Source organism: Streptomyces sp. NPDC028635 (assembly GCF_040637635.1).
Classification (GTDB): domain Bacteria; phylum Actinomycetota; class Actinomycetes; order Streptomycetales; family Streptomycetaceae; genus Streptomyces.
Genome location: NZ_JBEZWX010000044.1, coordinates 15,690 through 37,064 on the forward strand (window position 1 = coordinate 15,690; position 21,375 = coordinate 37,064).

Annotated in this window: 16 protein-coding genes; 7 read left to right on the forward strand and 9 right to left on the reverse strand. The window is 71.3% G+C overall.

Annotated features, from left to right (window positions below; all coding sequences use genetic code 11):
* The first annotated feature begins 6 nt into the window (after positions 1-6).
* Positions 7-1,656, forward strand: a complete 1,650-nt coding sequence (gene pgi, locus AB0E88_RS30920; protein ID WP_361637531.1) for a glucose-6-phosphate isomerase — start codon at positions 7-9, stop codon at positions 1,654-1,656.
* 36 nt (positions 1,657-1,692) lie between these two features.
* On the opposite strand, the gene AB0E88_RS30925 is transcribed toward pgi, so the two are convergent.
* The 3 genes from AB0E88_RS30925 to AB0E88_RS30935 all read right to left on the reverse strand — a co-directional run bounded on the left by AB0E88_RS30925 (position 1,693) and on the right by AB0E88_RS30935 (position 5,435).
* On the reverse strand, positions 1,693-3,975 hold the full coding sequence (locus AB0E88_RS30925) for an FtsX-like permease family protein (protein ID WP_361637533.1): 2,283 nt from the start codon (positions 3,973-3,975) through the stop codon (positions 1,693-1,695).
* A gap of 186 nt (positions 3,976-4,161) precedes the next feature.
* On the reverse strand, positions 4,162-4,923 hold the full coding sequence (locus tag AB0E88_RS30930; protein ID WP_361637534.1) for an ABC transporter ATP-binding protein: 762 nt from the start codon (positions 4,921-4,923) through the stop codon (positions 4,162-4,164).
* Positions 4,920-5,435 carry a PadR family transcriptional regulator gene (locus AB0E88_RS30935; RefSeq protein WP_361637535.1) on the reverse strand — a complete coding sequence of 172 codons (516 nt, stop codon included), beginning with the start codon at positions 5,433-5,435 and terminating at the stop codon, positions 4,920-4,922. The genes AB0E88_RS30930 and AB0E88_RS30935 overlap by 4 nt, the downstream gene beginning before the upstream one ends.
* Positions 5,436-5,618: 183 nt before the next feature.
* Here AB0E88_RS30935 and AB0E88_RS30940 point away from each other — a divergent pair, with 183 nt between their 5' ends.
* From AB0E88_RS30940 to AB0E88_RS30960, 5 genes are all read left to right on the forward strand, one after another.
* Positions 5,619-6,887, forward strand: coding sequence for an ABC transporter substrate-binding protein (locus AB0E88_RS30940; RefSeq protein ID WP_361637537.1), 1,269 nt, complete (start codon positions 5,619-5,621; stop codon positions 6,885-6,887).
* Positions 6,888-7,025: 138 nt separating this feature from the next.
* Entirely contained in the window at positions 7,026-8,654 is a 1,629-nt protein-coding gene (locus AB0E88_RS30945) for a glycoside hydrolase family 13 protein (RefSeq protein WP_361637539.1), read from the forward strand.
* Between the two features lie 55 nt (positions 8,655-8,709).
* Entirely contained in the window at positions 8,710-10,038 is a 1,329-nt protein-coding gene (locus tag AB0E88_RS30950) for an ABC transporter substrate-binding protein (RefSeq protein ID WP_361637540.1), read from the forward strand.
* Between the two features lie 6 nt (positions 10,039-10,044).
* Positions 10,045-11,406, forward strand: a complete 1,362-nt coding sequence (locus AB0E88_RS30955) for an ABC transporter permease subunit (RefSeq protein WP_361637542.1) — start codon at positions 10,045-10,047, stop codon at positions 11,404-11,406.
* Entirely contained in the window at positions 11,403-12,242 is an 840-nt protein-coding gene (locus AB0E88_RS30960; RefSeq protein ID WP_361637544.1) for a carbohydrate ABC transporter permease, read from the forward strand. Before AB0E88_RS30955 ends, AB0E88_RS30960 begins: the two co-directional genes overlap by 4 nt.
* 139 nt (positions 12,243-12,381) lie before the next feature.
* On the opposite strand, the gene AB0E88_RS30965 is transcribed toward AB0E88_RS30960, so the two are convergent.
* From AB0E88_RS30965 to tkt, 6 genes are all read right to left on the reverse strand, one after another.
* The gene (locus tag AB0E88_RS30965; RefSeq protein ID WP_361637546.1) at positions 12,382-12,894 is read right to left on the reverse strand and encodes a hypothetical protein; all 513 of its coding nucleotides are present in this window, start codon (positions 12,892-12,894) and stop codon (positions 12,382-12,384) included.
* 241 nt (positions 12,895-13,135) lie between these two features.
* Positions 13,136-13,918: a 6-phosphogluconolactonase gene (pgl, locus tag AB0E88_RS30970; RefSeq protein WP_361637548.1), complete on the reverse strand. Its 783-nt coding sequence runs from the start codon at positions 13,916-13,918 to the stop codon at positions 13,136-13,138.
* The gene (opcA, locus tag AB0E88_RS30975) at positions 13,915-15,060 is read right to left on the reverse strand and encodes a glucose-6-phosphate dehydrogenase assembly protein OpcA (protein WP_361637550.1); all 1,146 of its coding nucleotides are present in this window, start codon (positions 15,058-15,060) and stop codon (positions 13,915-13,917) included. Before opcA ends, pgl begins: the two co-directional genes overlap by 4 nt.
* On the reverse strand, positions 15,057-16,580 hold the full coding sequence (zwf, locus tag AB0E88_RS30980; RefSeq protein WP_361637552.1) for a glucose-6-phosphate dehydrogenase: 1,524 nt from the start codon (positions 16,578-16,580) through the stop codon (positions 15,057-15,059). Before zwf ends, opcA begins: the two co-directional genes overlap by 4 nt.
* A 4-nt stretch (positions 16,581-16,584) precedes the next feature.
* Positions 16,585-17,703 carry a transaldolase gene (gene tal / locus AB0E88_RS30985; RefSeq protein WP_361637554.1) on the reverse strand — a complete coding sequence of 373 codons (1,119 nt, stop codon included), beginning with the start codon at positions 17,701-17,703 and terminating at the stop codon, positions 16,585-16,587.
* Positions 17,704-17,737: 34 nt separating this feature from the next.
* The gene (gene tkt / locus AB0E88_RS30990; protein WP_361637555.1) at positions 17,738-19,825 is read right to left on the reverse strand and encodes a transketolase; all 2,088 of its coding nucleotides are present in this window, start codon (positions 19,823-19,825) and stop codon (positions 17,738-17,740) included.
* 446 nt (positions 19,826-20,271) lie between these two features.
* Between tkt and AB0E88_RS30995 the strand changes: the two genes are divergently transcribed.
* Positions 20,272-21,240, forward strand: a complete 969-nt coding sequence (locus tag AB0E88_RS30995) for a heme o synthase (protein ID WP_361637557.1) — start codon at positions 20,272-20,274, stop codon at positions 21,238-21,240.
* The last annotated feature ends 135 nt before the right edge of the window (positions 21,241-21,375 follow it).

The following is a 21,375-nucleotide window of genomic DNA, read 5'->3' on the forward strand; positions in this document are numbered from 1 at the left end:
TCGGACATGAACGCAGACGGCCGCACGAGGCTCCACAGGACACCTGAATGGGCCGCCCTCGCCAAGCATCGCGAAGAGCTGGCCGAGACGCATCTGAGGGATCTGTTCGCCGCCGATCCCGGACGTGGCACCGGGTACACGCTGCGGGTCGGTGACCTCCACATCGACTACTCCAAGCACCTGGTCACCGACGAGACTCTGCGCCTGCTGCGCGAACTGGCCGCCGCGGCGGACGTCTCCGGCCTGCGGGACGCCATGTTCCGCGGCGAGAAGATCAACCTCACCGAGGACCGGGCGGTCCTGCACACCGCGCTGCGTGCCCCGCGGGACACGGTCGTCGAGGTGGACGGCGAGAACGTCGTCCCGCAGGTGCACGCGGTACTCGACAGGATGAGCGCCTTCGCCGACCGGGTCCGCTCCGGCGAGTGGACCGGCCACACCGGCAAGCGGATCCGCAACGTCGTCAACATCGGCATCGGCGGCTCGGACCTGGGCCCGGCGATGGCGTACGAGGTACTGCGCGCCTACACCGCGCGGGAGTTGACGTTCCGTTTCGTCTCCAACGTCGACGGCGCCGACCTCCACGAAGCTGTCCGCGACCTGGACCCGGCCGAGACGCTGTTCATCATCGCCTCCAAGACGTTCACCACGATCGAGACGATCACCAACGCCACGTCCGCACGGGCCTGGCTGCTGGACGCCCTCGGTGACGAGGCCGCGGTCGCCCGGCACTTCGTCGCCCTGTCGACGAACGCCGAGAAGGTCGCCGCGTTCGGCATCGACACGGCCAACATGTTCGAGTTCTGGGACTGGGTCGGCGGACGCTACTCCTACGACTCCGCCATCGGCCTCTCCCTGATGATCGCCATCGGCCCGGACCGCTTCCGGGAGATGCTCGACGGCTTCCGCCTCGTCGACGACCACTTCCGCACGGCGCCGCCCGAGGCCAACGCCCCGCTGCTGCTGGGCCTGCTCGGCATCTGGTACGGCAACTTCCACGGGGCCGAGTCGCACGCGGTGCTGCCGTACTCGCATTACCTGTCCCGGTTCACGGCATATCTTCAGCAGCTGGACATGGAGTCCAACGGCAAGTCGGTGCAGCGCGACGGGCAGCCGGTGCAGTGGCAGACGGGCCCCGTGGTGTGGGGCACCCCCGGCACCAACGGGCAGCACGCGTACTACCAGTTGATCCACCAGGGCACCAAGCTGATCCCGGCGGACTTCATCGCCTTCGCCGAGCCGGTCGCGGAGCTGAGCGACCGCCTCAAGGCGCAGCACGACCTGCTGATGGCCAACTTCTTCGCGCAGACGCAGGCGCTGGCCTTCGGCAAGACGCCCGAGGAGGTGCGCGCCGAAGGAGTGCCGGAGGAACTCGTGGCCCACAAGACGTTCCGGGGCAACCACCCGACGACCACGATCCTCGCGCGCGAGCTGACGCCGTCGGTGCTGGGACAGCTGGTCGCGCTGTACGAGCACAAGGTGTTCGTGCAGGGCGCCGTCTGGAACATCGACTCCTTCGACCAGTGGGGCGTGGAACTGGGCAAGGTCCTCGCCAAGCGGATCGAGCCGGCGCTGACCGGGGGAGCGGACGTGGCGGGCCTGGACGCGTCGACGAAGGCGCTGGTGTCCACGTACCGCGCGCTGCGCGGGCGCTGAGCCCGGGCCGCGTCGGGGCGCGGAGGCCGTGGTCCCTTATGCCACCGCGCTCAGCGTGTCCGCCAGGCGCCGTCGCGCCGCGCGTGCCGCCGGGAGCGCGGCCAGGGCGACGGCGCCCGCCGTCGCGGTCACCGTCAGCAGGAGCAGGACCGTCGCCGAGGGGGTCTGGGCGATGCCCGCGCCGATGCCGCTCGTCGTGCCCTGGGTGTCGACCAGCCAGTGGGACAGGGGGACACCCAGGGCCAGCGCCGCCACCACCGCGGTGAGTGTGGTGAGGGCGGTCGCCGTCACGGTGATCGCCGTGATCTGACGGGGGGAGAGGCCGATCGCCTTCAGCGCGAGCAGGTCCCGCTCGCTCTCGCGGACCGTGGCACCGATCGCGGTGAGCAGTTCGACGACCCCGATGAGGGCCAGGATCGCGATCAGGCCCGCGACCACACCGCGCAGCGGCGACAGGCCGTCGGCCGGGTTCGTCACCCGGTGGGCGTCCAGGTGGCCGTGGGCCGCCGCCGTGAGCGAGGCGGCGACCGCACCCGGGTCGGCGCCCGCGCGCAGCCGGAGCTGGTACAGGCTCGGGCGCAGGCCGGGGTCGTTCTCGCGGAGGGTGTCCAGGGACGTGGAGATGACCCGGCCGGCGTTCTCCGGCTCGAGGCTGCGGCCCACGATGTGCAGGATCTGCGGCTGGTCGCCGACCGTCATCCGGACCCAGTCGCCCACGCGGACGTCCAGCAGGTCCAGCAGTCCCTGACCGGCCACCGCCTCGTCCGGGCCCCGCGCGGCGCGGCCCTCGGCGAGGGGGTAGGGGTAGGGCGAGGCATGGGTGCCCAGGCCCCGCAGCGCGATCGTCGCCGTCTGGCCGGGGACGAGCGCCGCCACCTCCACGCCCGGGTAGGCCGCCGCGACCTGCGGGGTGCGGGCGAGCAGGGCCCGCGTGGCGGTGTCGGACATGCCGGCGTCGGTGCGGACGGTCAGCGCGGCCGGCAGGCCCATCCGCTCGGGGGCGGTGTGGAAACGGTCGATGGTCGTCCAGGCGCCCAGCGCCACCACGATCAGCAGCAGCGGCAGGGTCAGGCGGGCGATCGCCGCCGCGCCGCGCGGGCCCCGGGTGAACGCGCGGTGCCAGCCCAGCACCAGGCCGGGCGGCATGCCGAGACCCAGGGCCCGGCGGACCGGGCCCGACAGCCGGCCGGCCGCCGGGGCCGCCGGGCGCGGTACCGGCACCGGCGGGACCCGGCCCGCGCGCCAGGCCGCGAGACCCGTGACCGCGGCGATGAACAGCACCGCCGCGACCGGCACCCCGGCCAGCGCCGCGGTATGACCGGGCAGGCCCTGCCACACGCCGACCGCGTCGCCCAGCCGCCCCGGCACGCCACTGCCGAGGCCCTGCACCAGCGCGGCCGCGGCCACCGCGCCGAGCAGGGCGTAGGCCACGTGCTGGAGCAGGAAGATCCGTACCACCTGGCCGGGCGTGAAGCCGATCGCCTTCAGCACCGAGATGTCCCGCAGATGGCCGCGGATCCGGGTGGCCAGCGCGCCGTGCACCGCCAGGCCGGCGGCGAGCAGCGCGCCCAGCCCGAAGAGCCCGAGCACCTGGCCGAGCAGCCGGGTGTCGCCCTGGGCCTCGGCTCGCGCCTGCTGCCAGGTGGCGACCTCGCCGACCGTGCCGGCGCCCAGCGCGGTCACGGCCCGCTGCACGGCGTAGTCCGTGTCGCCCGGGTCGGTCAGCCGTAGCCCGACGACCCGGCCGTACGGGGCGTGGACCGCTCCCGGCCGCGCCCAGACCAGGCCGGGCCGCTCCCCGGGGCGGTAACCGGGTTCGGCGCTGTCGGCGATGCCGACGACGGTCAGGGTGCGGCGGGTGCCGGGCACGGTCAGCGTGTCCCCGGGTTCGGCCAGCAGCGCATGGGCGAGCCGGCTCTCCAGCACCACGCCGTCGGGGTCCGCGGGACGCAGCCACTGCCCGGAGGTGAGCAGCGGGCGGCCCACCGTGGGCCGGCCGTCCGTGGCGCGCAGTTCCACCGCGGCGCGGGTGCCGCGGGCGGCGACGGTGACCGACTCGGTGGCGTAGGGGCCGGCGACGGAGGCGACGCCGTCGAGTGCGGCGAGCCGGTGGGTGTCGGCCGTGGCCGTGGTGTGCAGCCACACGTGCGCGCCGCGGGATTGGGTGAAGACTCGCTGCCAGGGGTTGGTGGCGTATCCGAACAGGGCCGTGGCCAGCAGCAGCGACGCGACGATCCCGGCGGTGGCCAGCACGATGAACAGGGCCTCGCCGCGGTGCGCGCGCAGATCGGAGTGCGCCCAGCGCAGAGTCGCTCGCACCGCCTCAGCCCCTCGCCCCGGCGGACCGCACCCCGGCTCGCGCTCGCGCCCTTGTGCCGGTGGGCGGAAGTCCGGCTCGCGCCCTCGTGCCGGTGGGCGGAAGTCCGGCTCGCGCCCTCGCCCCGGCGGCGCGCCGCAGCCCGGCTCCTGCCGACGTTCCGCCCCGTGCAGGTCCGCTCACCGGGCTCATTCCGTCAGCTCCAGTACGCCCGAGGCACCGCGGCCGCGGGCCGGCGGGACGGCGTCCAGGGCCGCGTCGTCCACGATCCGGCCGTCGAAGAAGCTGATCACCCGGTCCGCCGCACTCGCCAGCCGGGCGTCATGCGTGACCAGCACGATCGTCTGGCCGCGCTGGTGGAAGCGGGACAGCAGCCGCATCACCTCGCGGGTGCCCTTGCTGTCCAGACTGCCGGCGGGCTCGTCGGCCAGCAGCAGCGGCGGGTGGTTGACCAGGGCCCGGGCCAGCGCGACCCGCTGCTGCTCGCCGCCGGACAGCTCGCCCGGCATGCTGCGCTCCTTGCCGGCGAGACCCAGCTCGGCCAGCAGCTCCTCCCGCTCGGCGCGGGCCCGCTTCGGCGGCACCCCGGCGAGCAGCGCGGGCAGCTCGACGTTGTCGGCGACGGACAGGTTGGACACGAGGTTGAAGAACTGGAAGACGATGCCGATGCGCTTGCGCCGCTCCACCGCCCAGCGGGCCTCGCTCCAGGTGTCCGTGCGGGCCTCGCCGAGCCAGACGCTGCCCTGGTCCGGCCGCTGGAGCCCGCCCAGCAGGTGCAGCAGGGTCGACTTGCCGGCGCCGGACGGGCCCGTGACGGCCACGAACTCACCGGCCGCGACGCTCAGGTCGACGCCGCGCACGGCATGTGCGGGGGCGCCCTCGCCGTGGTGGGTCTTCACCAGCCCCTCGGCGCGCAGCACGGGAGCCGAGGTCGGCGTGGTCTCGCTCACTCCAGCTCCTCCAGCTCTTCCTGGCACCGTTCCAGCCAGTCCAGGTCGGCCTGCAGATGCAGCATGGCGCCCTCGATCAGCAGATGGGCGATGCGGTTCTCCCGGCTCTCCGACGCCGCCAGCTTCGACAGGCTCCGCATGGTGTTGAGGTACTGGCGCCGCTGACGGTTGATGAGGGCGACCTGGTCGGCGAGTCCGGTCTGCGGGGCGAGCGCGAGCTTCATGAAGAACTCGTCCCGTACCCGAGGCTCGTCCTCGGTGTCCTCGAACCAGGTGTTCAGCGCCTCCCGGCCGGCGTCGGTGAGGTGGTAGATCTTCTTGTTCGGCCGACTGGACTGCTCGACCTCCTCGCCCTCGATCAGCCCTTGCTTCTCGAGACGGCCGAGGGTCACATAGATCTGGCCGATGTTCGGCTGAGGGTACGCGGAGCCCAGCAGTTGCTCAAGGTCCTGCTTCAGCTCGTAGCCGTGGGCCGGACCACGGGCCAGAAGTGCCAGGAGGGGCAGGCGCACGCCGTCGTTCCTCCTGTCCGGTCAATGTGCTCCAGGCCTCTAGGGCCTGCCGTCAATTTCCCGCCCTTCGGGCGGACGCCGAGAAATTGACGGCAGGCCCTAGTATCGCGCATTACCTAACAGGTATACATGGCCTCTGACCCCGGGCGAGGATGCCCGTGGCCGGTGTACAGGGAGGAACCTATGCGGTGGATACGTGCCGCCGGTAGGGGCCTCCTCGTTCTCGCCGTCGTACTCACCGGTTACGTCGCCTCCGGAGCGCGCGCCGACGAGGGGGCCGCGGGTGGCCGCGGGCCGCTCACCCTGGCCACGGCCGGGGATCTCACCGGCTACCTCGGCCCCCTGCTCAAGGGGTGGAACGACAGTCACCCCGGGGAGAAGGTCACCCTCGTCGAGCTGCCCGACTCCGCCGACGAGACCCGCGCCCAGATGGTCACCGACCTGCGCGGCGGCGACCGCGGCCGGTTCGACGTGCTCAACATCGACGTCGACTGGACCTCGGAGTTCGCCGCGGCCGGCTGGATCGCCCCGCTGCCGCGCGCCCGCTTCCCGCTGCACACCTTCCTCCCGCCGGTCGTGGACACGGCCACCTACGACAGCCGGCTGTACGCCGTGCCGTACGTGACCAACGCCGGCCTGCTGCTGTACCGCGAGGACGTCCTCGCCAAGGAGGGCCTGCCGCCGCCGCGCACCTGGGCCGAGCTGGAGCGCGACGCGAAGACCGTCGCGCCGAAGTACGGCCTCGACGGTTACGCCGGCCAGCTCCTGCCCTACGAGGGGCTGACCGTGAACGCGGCCGAGGCGGTCTACTCGGCCGGCGGCACCATCCTCGGCGACGAGGGCGCCCGGGTCACCGTGGACTCCGCGGCCGCCCGCGAGGGCATCGGCTTCCTGGTGCGCGGCCTGCGAGAGGGCTGGATCCCCAGGGCGGCGCTGACCTACAAGGAGGAGGAGTCCAAGCGGGCCTTCCAGGACGGCCGGCTGCTCTTCCTGCGCAACTGGCCCTACGCGTACGCCGTCGCCTCCGCCCCCGGGTCCAAGGTCGCCGGGAAGATCGGCGTCGTACCGCTGCCGGGGCCCGACGGTCCCGGTACCAGCGTGCTCGGCGGGTCCAACCTGGCCGTGAACGCCCACACGCGGCACCCGGAGTCCGCCGAGCGCCTGATCGCGTACCTGACCAGCGAGCGCGTCCAGCGCCAGGTCCTCACACAGGGTGCGCTGCCGCCCGTACGCGCCGATCTCTACGACGATCCGGCCCTCGTGCGGCGCTTCCCCTATCTGCCCACGCTGCGGATGAGCGTGCTGAACGCCGCGCCGCGCCCCAAGAGCCCGCACTACGACCAGGTCAGCCTGGTGGTGCAGGCGGTCGTGCACGACGCGCTGACCGGGCGCCAGACGCCCGCGCAGGCGGTGCGCCGACTGGCCCGGGAGCTGGCGGCGATCTCCCGCTGATAGTTACCTGTTAGGTAACGCGGACATCTCATCTGCTTGCAGAATGTCCCGCACTGTCCATTTTTGTCGCGCCAACTCGGCAGTAGCTTCTGTTCTTTTCATTGACACCCTCGCGACACGGATACCTAACATGCATGCATGTTGAGTAAGTACCGCTGGTGGCGTGACGCGGTGATCTACCAGGTGTACGTCCGCAGCTTCCTGGACAGCACCGGCGACGGCATCGGCGATCTCGCGGGCGTGCGAGCCGGACTGCCGTATCTGAAGAAGCTCGGCGTGGACGGGATCTGGCTGAGCCCCTTCTACCCCTCGCCGCAGCACGACCACGGCTACGACGTCGCCGACTACTGCGACGTCGACCCGCTCTTCGGCGACCTCGCCGAGTTCGACCTGCTGACCGCGGCCGCCCGCCGCCTCGGCATCAAGGTCCTGCTGGACATCGTCCCGAACCACTGCTCCAGCGAGCACCCGTGGTTCCGCGAGGCGCTGGCGAGCGCGCCCGGCAGCCCGGCCCGCGCCCGCTTCCACTTCGCCGACGGCCGCGGCCCCGACGGCAGCGAGCCGCCCAACAACTGGCACGCCATGTTCGGCGGCCCGGCGTGGACCCGGGTCACCGAGGCGGACGGGCGGCCCGGCCAGTGGTACCTGCACATGTTCACGCCCGAGCAGCCCGACTGGAACTGGCGCAACCCCGAGATCACCGCCGAGTTCGACCGGGTCCTGCGGTTCTGGCTGGACCGCGGCGTCGACGGATTCCGCATCGATGTCGCCGCCGGGCTGTACAAGCACCCCGAGCTGCCCGACTCCGACGACCCGGAGGCCGACGCCCGCACCCGCGACTCGGTCAACCCGCTCGCCTGGAACCAGCCCGAGGTGCACGACGTGTGGCGGCACTGGCGCTCCGTCTGCGAGGAGTACGCCGAGCGCGACGGCCGCGAACGCCTCCTCGTCGGCGAGGTCTCCGTGCCCACCGCCCGCGAACACGCGCGGTACGTGCGCCCCGACGAGCTGCACCAGGCCTTCTTCTTCGACCTGCTCGGCGCCCCCTGGGACGCCGACGCCTTCCGCAAGGTCATCTCCGAGGCCATGCAGGACATCGCCGGCACCGGCTCCACGGTCACCTGGGTCCTCAACAACCACGACCAGGTCCGCACCGTCACCCGCTACGGTGAACCCACCCCGCACGGCAGCGGCCTCGGCGCCGCCCGTGCCCGCGCCGCCGCGCTGCTGATGCTGGCCCTGCCCGGCGCCGCGTACATCTACCAGGGCGAGGAGCTGGGCCTGCCGGAGGTCGTCGACCTGCCCGACGACGTGCTCACCGACCCGATCTTCCGCCGCACCGGCAGCCGGGCCCGGATCCGCGACGGCTGCCGGGTGCCGCTTCCCTGGTCGGGGCAGGCCTCCCCGTTCGGCTTCACCTCCGGCGCCGAGACCGCCAAGCCCTGGCTGCCGCAGCCGGAGTACTTCGCCGAGTACGCCACCGACCGCGCGCTGGCCGACACCCGCTCCTTCTGGCACCTGTACCGCGACGGCCTGCAACTGCGCCGGCAGCTGCCGCAGCTCGGCGAGGGGGAGCTGCGCTGGCTGGACACCCCGCCCGGCGTGCTCGCCTTCACCCGCGGCGACGGCCTGGTCTGCGCCGTCAACTTCACCACCGCCCCGACCGCCGCGCCGGCGCCCGGCACCCCGCTGCTGGCCAGCGGCCCCTGCCCCGTCCCCGGCGAACTGCCCGGCTCCACGGCCGCCTGGTGGATCGCCGACCTCTAGAGCCCCTCACCTGTCCGAGCCCGTCACCCACCCGCCCCTGAAAGGGACATCAACGATGATGCGACGACGTACCACCCTGCTCACCGGCTGCACCGCCCTCGTCCTCGCGCTCGGCTCCACCGCCTGCGGCGGCGGCACGCCGGTCTCCGCAGGCGGCGGAGACAAGGCGCTCAGCGGCAAGACCGTCACCGTCGCCGGCGTCTGGTCGGGCAGCGAGCAGAAGAACTTCCAGAAGGTGCTGGACGCGTTCAGCGAGAAGACCGGCGCCAAGACGCAGTTCGTCTCCACCGGCGACAACGTCTCCACCGTCGTCGGCAGCAAGATCGAGGGCGGCAACGCCCCCGACGTCGTGATGGTCCCCCAGGTCGGCGTGCTCCAGCAGTTCGCGAAGAAGGGCTGGCTCAAGCCGCTGTCGGCCACCGCCCAGCAGACCATCGGCGCCGACTACGCGCCCGTGTGGAAGACGTACGGCAGCGTCGACGGCACCCTGTACGGCCTGTACTTCAAGGCCGCCCACAAGTCCACCGTCTGGTACAGCCCCGCCGCGCTCACCCAGGCCGGCGTCAAGCCGCCGACGACGTACGACGAGATGCTGAAGGCCGGTCACACCGTCTCCGACTCCGGGCTCGCCGCGTTCGCGGTCGCCGGACAGGACGGCTGGACCCTCACCGACTGGTTCGAGAACATCTACCTCTCCCAGGCCGGACCCGAGAAGTACGACGCCCTCGCCGCCCACAAGCTGAAGTGGACCGACGCGTCCGTGGTCAAGGCCCTGCAGACGCTCGGCAAGCTCTTCAAGGACAAGCAGCTCGTCGCCGGCGGCCAGAAGGAGGCCCTGAACACCGACTTCCCCGGCTCGGTGGAGAAGGTGTTCGGACCCAAGCCCCAGGCCGGCATGGTCTACGAGGGCGACTTCGTGGCCGGTGTCGCGCACGACCAGTTCGGCAAGAACATCGGCACCGACGCGAACTTCTTCCCCTTCCCCGCGGTCGACGGCGGCAAGGCCCCGGTCGTCAGCGGCGGCGACGCGGCCGTCGTCCTGAAGGACGGCAAGAACGCCGACGCCGGTATGAAGCTGCTGGAGTACCTGGCCACCCCGGAGGCGGCGGCCGTGTGGGCGAAGGCGGGCGGCTTCCTCTCCCCGAACAAGAAGCTCGACCTCGCCGGTTACGGCGACGACGTCACCCGCGCCACCGCCAAGTCGCTGGTCGCCGCCGGTGACTCGGTCCGCTTCGACATGTCCGACCAGGCACCCGCCTCCTTCGGCGGCACCAAGGGCGTCGGCGAGTGGAAGCTGCTCCAGGACTTCCTGCGCGACCCGTCGGACCCGCAGGGCACCGCCGCCAAGCTGGAGGCCGCGGCGGCCAAGGCGTACCAGGGCTGATCACCGATGACCGCCACCCTCACGAAAGAGGCGAGCCCGCCCCGCGACGCGCCGCCCGCCGCCCGTGCCCGGCGGCTGAAGCGGCGCGGGCGGATCATCGCCCTGCTGTTCGTCTTCCCCGCCCTGCTGCTGCTCGGCGCGCTCGTCGTCTACCCGGTGCTGTTCTCCGTCGGCCGCAGCTTCTTCGACGCCTCCGGCACCCGCTTCGTCGGCGGCGACAACTACGCCGAGATGTTCCGCGACCCCGCGACCCTGAAGGCCATCCGCAACACCACGATCTGGGTGGTGGTGGCCCCCGCGCTGCTCACCGGGCTCGGCCTGATCCTGGCCGTGCTGGTGGAGAAGGTCCGCTGGGCCACCGCCTTCAAGCTGCTGCTGTTCATGCCGATGGCCGTGTCGTTCCTCGCCGCCGGCATCATCTTCCGCCTCGCCTACGACGAGGACCCCGACAAGGGAGTCCTCAACGCGGCCGTGGTGTCCGTCCACGACGCCTTCACGGGCACCTCGTCCTATCCGACGGCCCGCATCCGCGACGGACAGGGCCTCGAGCAGGGCCGCGACGGCTCCTACCTGACGACCGCGGGCGTACGGCCGGGACAGTCGGCGGCGCTGGGACTCGTCGGCGTCCTGCCCGGGGACCTCCCGAAGGACGTCCGTCCCGCCTACGGGGCAGCCGCCCGCACGGCCGCCGCCGGCGAGGTGCGCGGGGTGGTCTACCTCGACTTCACACCCGGCGGGGGAGGGCGGCAGGGCCGTGTCGACCCCAAGGAGAGCGGTCTGCCCGGGATGAAGGTCGAGGCCGTCCGTGACGGGCACACGGTCGCGAGCGCGACGACCGCCTCCGACGGCTCCTTCCGCCTGACCGGGCTCGACGACGGCACGTACACACTGAAACTGCCGAAGGCGAACTTCGCCCCGCCCTACCAGGGCGTCTCCTGGCTCGGGCCGACCCTGGTCACACCGGCCATCATCGGGGCGTACCTGTGGATCTGGACCGGCTTCGCGATGGTGCTCATCGGCGCGGGCCTGTCCACCCTGCCCCGCGACGCGCTGGAGGCGGCGCGCATGGACGGCGCCAACGAGTGGCAGATCTTCCGCCGGATCACCGTGCCGCTGCTCGCGCCGGTCCTCACGGTCGTCTTCGTCACCCTCGTCATCAACGTGATGAAGGTGTTCGACCTCGTCTACATCATCGCGCCCGGACCGGTGCAGGAGGACGCGACCGTGCTCGCCACGCAGATGTGGCTGGTGTCCTTCGGCGGCGGCAACAACCAGGGCCTCGGCAGCGCCCTCGGTGTCCTGCTGCTGCTCCTGGTCATCCCCGCGATGGTCTTCAACGTCCGCCGCTTCCGAAGGAGTCAGCGATGAACGCGCTCAGGCGGGGCCTCGGCAACGCCGTGGTGCAGGCCTTCCTGGTGGTGATCGCCCTGGTGTGGGTGACCCCGCTCGCCGGACTGTTCCTGTCCTCGCTCAGGTCCGCCTCGGACACCGCCAAGGGCGGCTGGTGGACGGTGTTCGCCGACCCCGGCCGGCTCTCCTTCGACAACTACTCGGCGCTGCTGAAGAACGCCGGTATCACCCAGGCGTTCTGGAACACCGTGGCGATCTCGGTGCCGACGACCGTCCTGGTCGTCGTCCTCGCCGCGCTCGCCGGATACGCCTTCGCCTGGCTGGACTTCCCGCTGCGCGAGCCGCTCTTCCTGCTCGTGGTGGCCCTGCTGGTGGTGCCGGTGCAGATCGGCCTGCTGCCGGTCGCGAAACTCTTCGGCCAGCTGGGCCTGTTCGGCACGATCCCCGGAGTCGTCCTCTTCCACGTCGCCTACGGGCTGCCGTTCGCCGTGTTCCTGCTGCGCAACTACTTCGCCGAGATGCCCAAGGAGATGCTGGAGGCGGCCCGGATGGACGGCGGCAGCGAGTGGCGCATCTTCATCCGCCTGGTCCTGCCGGTGGGGCGCCCGGCGATCGCGTCGCTGGCCATCTTCCAGTTCCTGTGGGTGTGGAACGACATGCTGGTGGCGCTGCTCTTCGCGGACAGCTCCTCGCAGCCGCTGACCGTGCAACTCCAGTCACAGATCCGGCAGTTCGGCAGCAACATCGACGTGCTCGCACCCGGCGCGTTCCTGTCCCTGATCGTGCCCGTGGTGGTGTTCTTCGCCTTCCAGAAGCACTTCGTGCAGGGCGTGATGGCGGGGTCGGTGAAGTAGGCCGGGGAGCCCCCGGAGGAACGCTTCCTCCAGGGGGCTCCGGGCTTCACGGAACTTCCGAGGTGCCGTCGGCGTTCGCCACGGCCCTCAGGCCGAAGATCACCGGCCTCCCCGGCGTGCCGCCGCGGCGGCGGCGCCGTCAGGACCACACGGTGACGAACCCGTCGGTCCAGTCACCGTCGTCGAGCGTCACCTCGATGACCGAGAAACAGTTGGGCTCATCGGCATACTCGGGCAGCGGACGGGACCGCTCGACGCGGGCCTGCGCCTTCTCCTTGGTCGAGTAGACGCCCAGCAGCCGGACGTCGTCGAACTCCTCGTCGCACCAGAAGTCGTCAAGATCCTGGAAGTGCCGGAGTTCGCCGTCCTCCTCGGCCCTGTGGCGGACGTGCCACACCTCGTAGACGTCTCCGGAGGGCAGTGTGGTGTGGTCACCGTCCCGCCGGTCGTCCTCATCGACGGTGATCTCCTCGATGTGGAAGCAGTCCGGCTCGTCGGCGAACCCCGGGAGCTGCCGTGCCCGCTCGATGCGGTGCAGCGCCTTCTCACGGCTGGTGTAGGTGCCCAGGTCCTTCCGGTCGTCGACCTCCTCGTTGCACCAGTTGTCGTCCGGGCCCCGGAAGTGCAGGACCTCGCCGGTCTCGTCAGCCACGTGGTGCACATGCGAGAGCACGTACACCGTGACAGGCCCGGACCTGTTGGTCTCCAAGAGCCTTCGTTCCCTTCCGTCGGGTTCTCGGCCTCTGTTCATCAGCGGGGCGACGGGCGCTCCATCACGGAGTGCTCCACCATCGCGCGGACGCCGCCTGCGAAGCCTGTCCGGCGGGCACGGAAAAGGCGCCGGGCGGGCCGGTGTTCCGGTCCGTCCGGCGCCTTGCGTCAGGGTGTTGTGCTCACGGCGATGCCGGCGGGTACAGCGACCTCGGCAGTTGCGCGGCCGCCGCCGTGTCCAGCAGCCACAGGGTGCGGGCGCGGCCCCGGGCGCCCGCGGCCGGGGCCTGGATCTCACCCGCGCCCGACAGCGCCATCGCCGCGGCCTGCGCCTTGTCCTCGCCGGCCGCCAGCAGCCACACCTCCCGGGCCGCCCGGATCGCCGGCAGCGTCAGGGAGATCCGGGTCGGCGGCGGCTTGGGCGAGCCGTGCACTCCGACCACCGTCCGCTCGGTCTCCCGCACGCCCGGCAGCTCCGGGAAGAGCGACGCCACGTGCGCGTCCGGGCCGACGCCCAGCAGCAGCACGTCGAACACCGGGACCGGGCCGTGGTTCTCCGGGCCCGCCGCCCGTGCCAGCTCCTCCGCGTAGGCGGCGGCCGCCGCGTCCGCGTCGGTGCCGTACGGTCCGTCCGAGGCGGGCATGGCGTGCACCCGTTTCGGATCCAGCGGTACGGCGTCCAGCAGGGCCTCGCGCGCCTGGGTGACGTTGCGCTCCGGGTCGCCCTCGGGCAGGAACCGCTCGTCACCCCACCACAGGTCGAGGCGGGCCCAGTCGATCGCGTCCCGGGCCGGTGCGGCGGCGAGCGCCGCGAGGACGCCGTTGCCGTTGCGGCCGCCGGTGAGGACGACCGACGCCGAGCCGCGGGAGGTCTGGGCGTCCACGATCTTGGTGATGAGGCGGGCCGCGGCGGCCTGCGCCATCAGCTCCTTGTCGTGGTGCACGACCAGCTGCGGAGCACTCACTTCGCCGCCGCCTTCCTCGCCGGGGACTTCCTTGCCGACTTGGCCGCCGCCTTCTTCGCCGGTGCCTTCGCGGCCTCCTCCACGGGGGCCTCGACGGCGACGGCGTCCCCGGCGGAGTCGGCGTCCCCCGCGGGCGGGGTGTCCGCGGTGGGCTCCGCGGACGGCTCTGGCGAGGCCGCGGCCTCCTCGGCGGCAGCCGGCTTCTCGGCGGCCGGGGCAGTGGTCAGCTTCTCCACCCCGAACCGCAGGGCGGACGCGTACGTGTCGTCCGGATCCAGCCGGCGCAGCTCCTCCGCGATCAGCTCGGAGGTCTCCCGCCGCTTGAGCGCCACCGCCCGGTCCGGCTGGCCCTGGACCGACAGCGTCGCCAGCGTGCCGTCCGCCCGGTCCAGCTTGATCGGACCGCAGTCCGTCTCCATCCGGACCGCGGTCAGCCCCGGGCCCGCCGACAGCGACCGCTTCACCGGCACGTCCAGCCGGTCCGCGAGCCACATCGCCAGCAGCTCGCAGCTCGGGTTGAACTCCTCGCCCTCCACCTCGACGGCCTGGACCTCGCAGGTGACCTGGTCCAGCGCCGCCGCCAGCATCGAGCGCCACGGCGTGAGCCGGGTCCAGGCCAGGTCGGTGTCGCCGGGCGCGTAGGCCCGGGCGCGCGCCGCCAGCTCCCGTACCGGCTCCTCCGCCGCGTAGGAGTCCGTCACCCGGCGCTGCGCCAGCGCGCCGAGCGGGTCGTTCGCCGGGTCGAGCGGGGCGTTCACCGGCCACCACACGACGACCGGCGCGTCCGGCAGCAGCAGCGGCAGGACCACCGACTGGGCCTGGCCGACGACCTCGCCGTACAGCCGCAGGACGACCGTCTCGCCGGTGCCCGCCTCCGCGCCCACCCGCACCTCGGCGTCCAGGCGGGACTGCGTGCGGTCGCGGGGGGTGCGCGAGACCCGCTTGATGACGACCAGCGTGCGCGAGGGATGCTCGCGCGAGGCGTCGCTGGCCGCCTTCAGGGCGTCGTAGGCGTTCTCCTCGTCGGTGACGATGACGAGGGTCAGCACCATGCCGACGGCCGGTGTGCCGATGGCGCGCCGGCCCTGCACGAGTGCCTTGTTGACCTTGCTGGCCGTGGTGTCCGTCAGGTCTATCCTCATGGCCGGCGCCAGCTCCGTCCGTCGCGCTCCAGCATCTCGTCGGCCTCGGCCGGACCCCAGGTACCGGCCTCGTACTGCGCCGGCCTGCCGTGGGCCGCCCAGTACTCCTCGATCGGGTCGAGGATCTTCCAGGACAGCTCGACCTCCTCCGTGCGCGGGAAGAGGTTGGCGTCGCCCAGCAGCACGTCCAGGATCAGACGCTCGTACGCCTCCGGGCTGGACTCCGTGAAGGACTCGCCGTAGGCGAAGTCCATGGACACGTCCCGGATCTCCATGGAGGTGCCCGGCACCTTCGAGCCGAAGCGGACCGTCACGCCCTCGTCCGGCTGGACGCGGATGACGATCGCGTTCTGGCCCAGCTCCTCCGTCGCCGTGGTGTCGAAGGGGGAGTGGGGAGCGCGCTGGAAGACGACCGCGATCTCGGTGACGCGGCGGCCGAGCCGCTTGCCGGTGCGCAGATAGAAGGGGACTCCCGCCCAGCGGCGGTTGTCGATGCCGAGCTTGAGCGCCGCGTAGGTGTCGGTGGTGGAGCTCGGGTCGATGCCCTCCTCCTCCAGGTAGCCGACGGCCTGCTCGCCGCCCTGCCAGCCGGCCGTGTACTGGGCGCGCACGGTGTCCCGGCCCAGGTCCTTGGGCAGCCGGACCGCGCCGAGCACCTTGGTCTTCTCCGCCGCCAGCGCGTCCGCGCCGAAGGAGGCGGGCTCCTCCATCGCGGTGAGCGCGAGCAGCTGCAGCAGGTGGTTCTGGATGACGTCCCGGGCTGCGCCGATGCCGTCGTAGTAGCCGGCGCGGCCGCCGATGCCGATGTCCTCGGCCATCGTGATCTGGACGTGGTCGACGTAGGACCGGTTCCAGATCGGTTCGAACATCTGGTTGGCGAAGCGCAGCGCCAGGATGTTCTGGACGGTCTCCTTGCCCAGATAGTGGTCGATGCGGAAGACCTGGTCCGAGGCGAAGACCTCGTGGACGATCGCGTTGAGCTCCTCGGCCGACTTCAGGTCGTGGCCGAAGGGCTTCTCGATGACCGCGCGCCGCCAGGAACCCTGCTTCTGGTCCGCGAGCCCGTGCTTCTTCAGCTGCTGGATCACGACGGGGAAGGACTTCGGCGGCACCGACAGGTAGAAGGCGAAGTTCCCGCCCGTGCCCTGCGCCTTGTCCAGTTCCTCGATGGTGCCGCGCAGCCGCTCGAAGGCCTCGTCGTCGTCGAAGGTGCCCTGGACGAACCGCATGCCCTGGATGAGCTGCTGCCAGACCTCCTCGCGGAACGGCGTGCGGGAGTGTTCCTTGACGGCGTCGTGCACGACCTGGGCGAAGTCCTCGTGCTCCCAGTCGCGGCGGGCGAAGCCGACCAGCGAGAAGCCCGGCGGCAGCAGACCCCGGTTGGCGAGGTCGTACACGGCCGGCATGAGCTTTTTACGCGACAGATCGCCCGTGACGCCGAAAATGACCAGACCCGACGGCCCCGCGATACGCGGGAGCCGTCGGTCTGCGGGGTCACGCAGCGGGTTGCTGCTTGACAACGTGTCAGCCCTCCGAGGGAGCCAGGCGCTCGAGCTCCGCCTGCGTCGACTTGAGCAGGTCGTTCCAGGACGCCTCGAACTTCTCGACGCCCTCGTCCTCCAGCAGCTGCACGACCTCGTCGTACGAGATGCCGAGCTTCTCGAGCGCGTCGAGGTCCGCGCGGGCCTGCTCGTAGGTGCCGGCGACGGTGTTGCCGGTGATCTCGCCGCTCTCCTCGGTCGCGAAGAGGGTGGCCTCCGGCATGGTGTTGACGGTGTTCGGCGCGACCAGCTGGTCGACGTACATGGTGGGCTTGTACGCCTTGTCCTTCACACCGGTGGACGCCCACAGCGGACGCTGTGTGCGGGCGCCCGCCTTCTCCAGCGCCTTCCAGCGGTCGGAGGAGAAGACCTCCTCGTAGGCCTGGTAGGCGAGGCGGGCGTTGGCGAGGGCGGCCTTGCCGCGCAGCGCCTTGGCCTCGTCGGTGCCCAGCGCGTCGATCCGCTTGTCGACCTCGGTGTCCACGCGGGACACGAAGAACGACGCCACGGAACGGATCTGCGTCAGGTCCAGGCCGCGCTCCTTGGCCTTCTCCAGGCCCGTCAGGTACGCGTCCATGACCTTGCGGTAGCGCTCCAGCGAGAAGATCAGCGTGACGTTGACGCTGATGCCGAGGCCGATGACCTCGCTGATCGCCGGGATGCCCGCCTCGGTGGCCGGGATCTTGATCAGCGCGTTCGGGCGGTCCACCAGCCAGGCGAGCTGCTTGGCCTCGGCGACGGTCGCCTTGGTGTCGTGCGCGAGGCGCGGGTCGACCTCGATGGAGACCCGGCCGTCCTGGCCGTCGGTGGCGTCGAAGACGGGGCGCAGGATGTCGGCGGCGTCCCGGACGTCCGCCGTGGTGATCATGCGGATGGCCTCTTCGACGGTGACCTTGCGGGCGGCGAGGTCGGACAGCTGCTGGTCGTAGCCGTCGCCCTCGGAGATCGCCTTCTGGAAGATCGTCGGGTTGGTGGTGACGCCCACGACGTGCTGCTCGTCGATCAGCTCGGCCAGGTTGCCGGACGTGATCCGCTTGCGCGACAGGTCGTCCAGCCAGATCGCGACGCCTTCGTCGGAGAGGCGCTTGAGTGCGTCTGTCATGGAAATTACATCTCCTACGTGTCGTGTGTGAGCGTCAGCGCTGGGCGGCTTCGAGGGATTCCCGGGCCTTGGCGGCCACGTTCTCGGCAGTGAAGCCGAACTCCCGGAAGAGCAGCTTGCCGTCCGCGGAAGCACCGAAGTGCTCCAGGGAAACGATGCGGCCGGCGTCCCCGACGTACTTGTGCCACGTGAGACCGACACCGGCCTCGACGGCGACACGGGCCTTCACGGACGGGGGCAGCACGCTGTCCCGGTACCCCTGGTCCTGCTGCTCGAACCACTCCACCGACGGCATGGACACGACCCGCGTGGGGATGCCCGCGGCCTGGAGCTGCTCACGCGCCTCGACGGCCACGTGCACCTCGGAGCCGGTCGCGATCAGCAGAACCTGCGCGTCGCCGCCTTCGGCCTCGAACAGCACGTAGCCACCACGGGCCGCGTCGTCGTTCGGCTCGTAGGTCGGCACACCCTGGCGGGTGAGGACCAGGCCGTGCGGCTGGCCCTTGCCGAACTCCTTCGTCCAGCGCTTGAGGATCTCGCGCCAGGCGATGGCGGTCTCGTTGGCGTCGGCCGGGCGGACGATGTTCAGGCCCGGGATCGCGCGCAGCGAGGCGAGGTGCTCGACCGGCTGGTGGGTGGGGCCGTCCTCACCGAGACCGATGGAGTCGTGCGTCCACACGTACGTCACCGGCAGGTGCATCAGGGCCGACAGGCGCACCGCGTTGCGCATGTAGTCGGAGAACACCAGGAAGGTGCCGCCGTAGATGCGGGTGTTGCCGTGCAGGGCGATGCCGTTCATCTCCGCGGCCATCGAGTGCTCGCGGATGCCGAAGTGGATGGTGCGGCCGTAGGGGCTCGCCTCCGGCAGCGGGTTGCCCGCGGGCAGGAACGACGACGTCTTGTCGATCGTCGTGTTGTTGGAGCCCGCGAGGTCGGCCGAGCCGCCCCACAGCTCCGGGATCACCGCGCCGAGCGCCTGCAGCACCTTGCCGGACGCGGCACGGGTGGCGACACCCTTGTCCGTCTCGAAGACCGGGAGCTTCTCCTCCCAGCCGGTGGGCAGCTCGCCCTTGGCGATGCGGTCGAACTCGGCGGCGCGCTCGGCGTTGGCGTCCCGCCACTCCTGGAAGGTCTTCTCCCACTCCGCCTTGAACTGGCGGCCGCGCTCGAGAGCCCGCCGGGTGTGCTCGATGACCTCGTCGGCGACCTCGAAGGTCTGCTCCGGGTCGAAGCCGAGGACACGCTTGGTGGCCGCGACCTCGTCGTCGCCGAGCGCCGAGCCGTGGGCGGCCTCGGTGTTCTGCGCGTTCGGGGCGGGCCAGGCGATGATCGAGCGCATGGCGATGAAGGACGGCCGGTCGGTGACGGCCTTGGCCTCCTGGATCGCGGCGAAGATCGCCTCCGGGTCCAGGTCGCCGTCGGCCTTGGCCTCGACACGCTGCACGTGCCAGCCGTACGCCTCGTACCGCTTGACGGTGTCCTCGGACACGGCCGTCTCGGTGTCGCCCTCGATCGAGATGTGGTTGTCGTCCCACAGCAGGATCAGGTTGCCGAGCTTCTGGTGGCCGGCCAGCGAGGACGCCTCGGCGGAGATGCCCTCCTGGAGGCAGCCGTCACCGGCGATGCAGTAGATGAAGTGGTCGAACGGGGAGGTGCCGGGGGCGGCCTCCGGGTCGAACAGACCGCGCTCGTAGCGGGAGGCCATCGCCATGCCGACCGCGTTGGCGACACCCTGGCCCAGCGGGCCGGTGGTGGTCTCCACGCCGGTGGTGTGGCCGTACTCCGGGTGACCCGGGGTCTTCGAGCCCCAGGTGCGGAAGGACTTCAGGTCGTCCAGCTCCAGGCCGAAGCCGGCCAGGTAGAGCTGCGTGTAGAGGGTCAGGGAGGAGTGTCCGGCGGACAGCACGAAGCGGTCACGCCCGACCCAGTCCGCGTCGGCGGGGTCGTGCCGCATCACCTTCTGGAAGAGGGTGTAGGCGGCCGGAGCCAGGCTCATCGCCGTGCCGGGATGGCCGTTGCCGACCTTCTGTACGGCGTCGGCGGCCAGGACGCGGGCGGTGTCCACGGCCCGCTGGTCCAGTTCGGTCCACTCGAAGTCTGTGGTGGTCGGCTTGGTGCTCACCCTTTTCAGGGCTCCTCTCCACATGTCGAATACCGGTCTGGTCGGGCGTGTGCCCACCGGTCGCCGGTGCACTGGGCGCCCACCGGCCGCTGTCGAGCCTACCCCCGTAAAGACGTGCGTTTTTCCCCGTCATTACAGACTGCCGGGCCTGAGTGCGATCCGCCTGTCGACTGGGCCGTAAGGCATTCAGCACATGAATACGGAGGCGCTCATCTGACCGCTCAATCGAGCTTCGGTATGCGCGGAAGAACGTATTCCGCAAACGGGTCGCGGGGGCCCTGCACGATCACCGGCGCGGGGCGGTCGCCGCAGCCGCCGACGGCCCGGAACGATCACGCCCCGCCAACACGAACCCACCCCCGCGAAGGCCGCGGTAGGGGCAACGTCTAAAGTGGCGTGGTACGCGCGAGCCTTTACCGCCACTTCACACGGGGAGGCTTGCTGGGATGTCTCTGTCAGGGGTGTTCGTGACGGCCGTTGAATCCCGTCCCGCGGGGGTGCTGGGGAGTGAGGCGCACCCGACCCACCGGCCGTTCGGGGCCCGTGTCAAGGCGTTCGTGGCGCTGACCAAGCCGCGGATCATCGAGCTGCTGCTCATCACCACCGTCCCGGTGATGTTCCTGGCGCAGCAGGGCGTGCCGGACCTGAAGCTGGTGCTGCTCACCTGCCTGGGCGGCTACCTGTCCGCCGGCGGCGCCAACGCGCTGAACATGTACATCGACCGCGACATCGACGCGCTGATGGACCGCACGTCCCAGCGCCCGCTGGTCACCGGGATGGTCAGCCCGCGTGAGTGCCTGGCCTTCGGCATCACCCTCGGGGTGGTCTCGACGCTGCTGTTCGGCCTCGCCGTGAACTGGCTGAGCGCCTGGCTCTCCCTCGGCGCGCTCCTCTTCTACGTCGTCGTCTACACGATGATCCTCAAGCGCCGCACCGCGCAGAACATCGTGTGGGGCGGCATCGCCGGCTGCATGCCGGTGCTGATCGGCTGGACGGCGGTCAAGGACTCCCTGTCCTGGGCGCCGGTCATCCTCTTCCTGGTCATCTTCTTCTGGACGCCGCCGCACTACTGGCCGCTGTCGATGAAGGTCAAGGAGGACTACGCGCGCGTGGGCGTGCCGATGCTGCCGGTCGTCGCCTCCAACAAGGCCGTCGCGAAGCAGATCGTGCTCTACAGCTGGGTGATGGTGGCCGTCTCGCTGCTGCTGACCCCGCTGGGCTACACCGGCTGGTTCTACACGGCGGTGGCGCTGGCCTCCGGCGGCTGGTGGCTGTGGGAGGCGCACGCGCTGCAGAACCGGGCGAAGGCCGAGGTGACGGGCGCGAAGCTGAAGGAGATGCGGCTGTTCCACTGGTCCATCACGTACGTCTCGCTGCTGTTCGTGGCGGTGGCCGTGGACCCGTTCCTGCGCTGAGACTCATATCTGGACATCCCGGGCGGGGGGGGGGGGGGGGGGCCGCCCCCCCCCCCCCCCCCCCCGGGCCCCCCCCACCCCCACAAAAAACCCACCAAAAAAAAGAACGGGAGAGGGGGAGGGGGGTGGGGGAGG

Excerpts from the sequence above, each read along its gene's own strand:
- pgi (WP_361637531.1), top strand. The coding sequence starts at position 7 with ATGAACGCAGACGGCCGCACGAGGCTCCACAGGACACCTGAATGGGCC.
- AB0E88_RS30940 (WP_361637537.1), top strand. The coding sequence starts at position 5,619 with ATGCGGTGGATACGTGCCGCCGGTAGGGGCCTCCTCGTTCTCGCCGTC.
- AB0E88_RS30945 (WP_361637539.1), top strand. The coding sequence starts at position 7,026 with ATGTTGAGTAAGTACCGCTGGTGGCGTGACGCGGTGATCTACCAGGTG.
- AB0E88_RS30950 (WP_361637540.1), top strand. The coding sequence starts at position 8,710 with ATGATGCGACGACGTACCACCCTGCTCACCGGCTGCACCGCCCTCGTC.
- AB0E88_RS30955 (WP_361637542.1), top strand. The coding sequence starts at position 10,045 with ATGACCGCCACCCTCACGAAAGAGGCGAGCCCGCCCCGCGACGCGCCG.
- AB0E88_RS30960 (WP_361637544.1), top strand. The coding sequence starts at position 11,403 with ATGAACGCGCTCAGGCGGGGCCTCGGCAACGCCGTGGTGCAGGCCTTC.
- opcA (WP_361637550.1), bottom strand. The coding sequence starts at position 15,060 with ATGAGGATAGACCTGACGGACACCACGGCCAGCAAGGTCAACAAGGCA.
- tal (WP_361637554.1), bottom strand. The coding sequence starts at position 17,703 with ATGACAGACGCACTCAAGCGCCTCTCCGACGAAGGCGTCGCGATCTGG.
- AB0E88_RS30995 (WP_361637557.1), top strand. The coding sequence starts at position 20,272 with ATGTCTCTGTCAGGGGTGTTCGTGACGGCCGTTGAATCCCGTCCCGCG.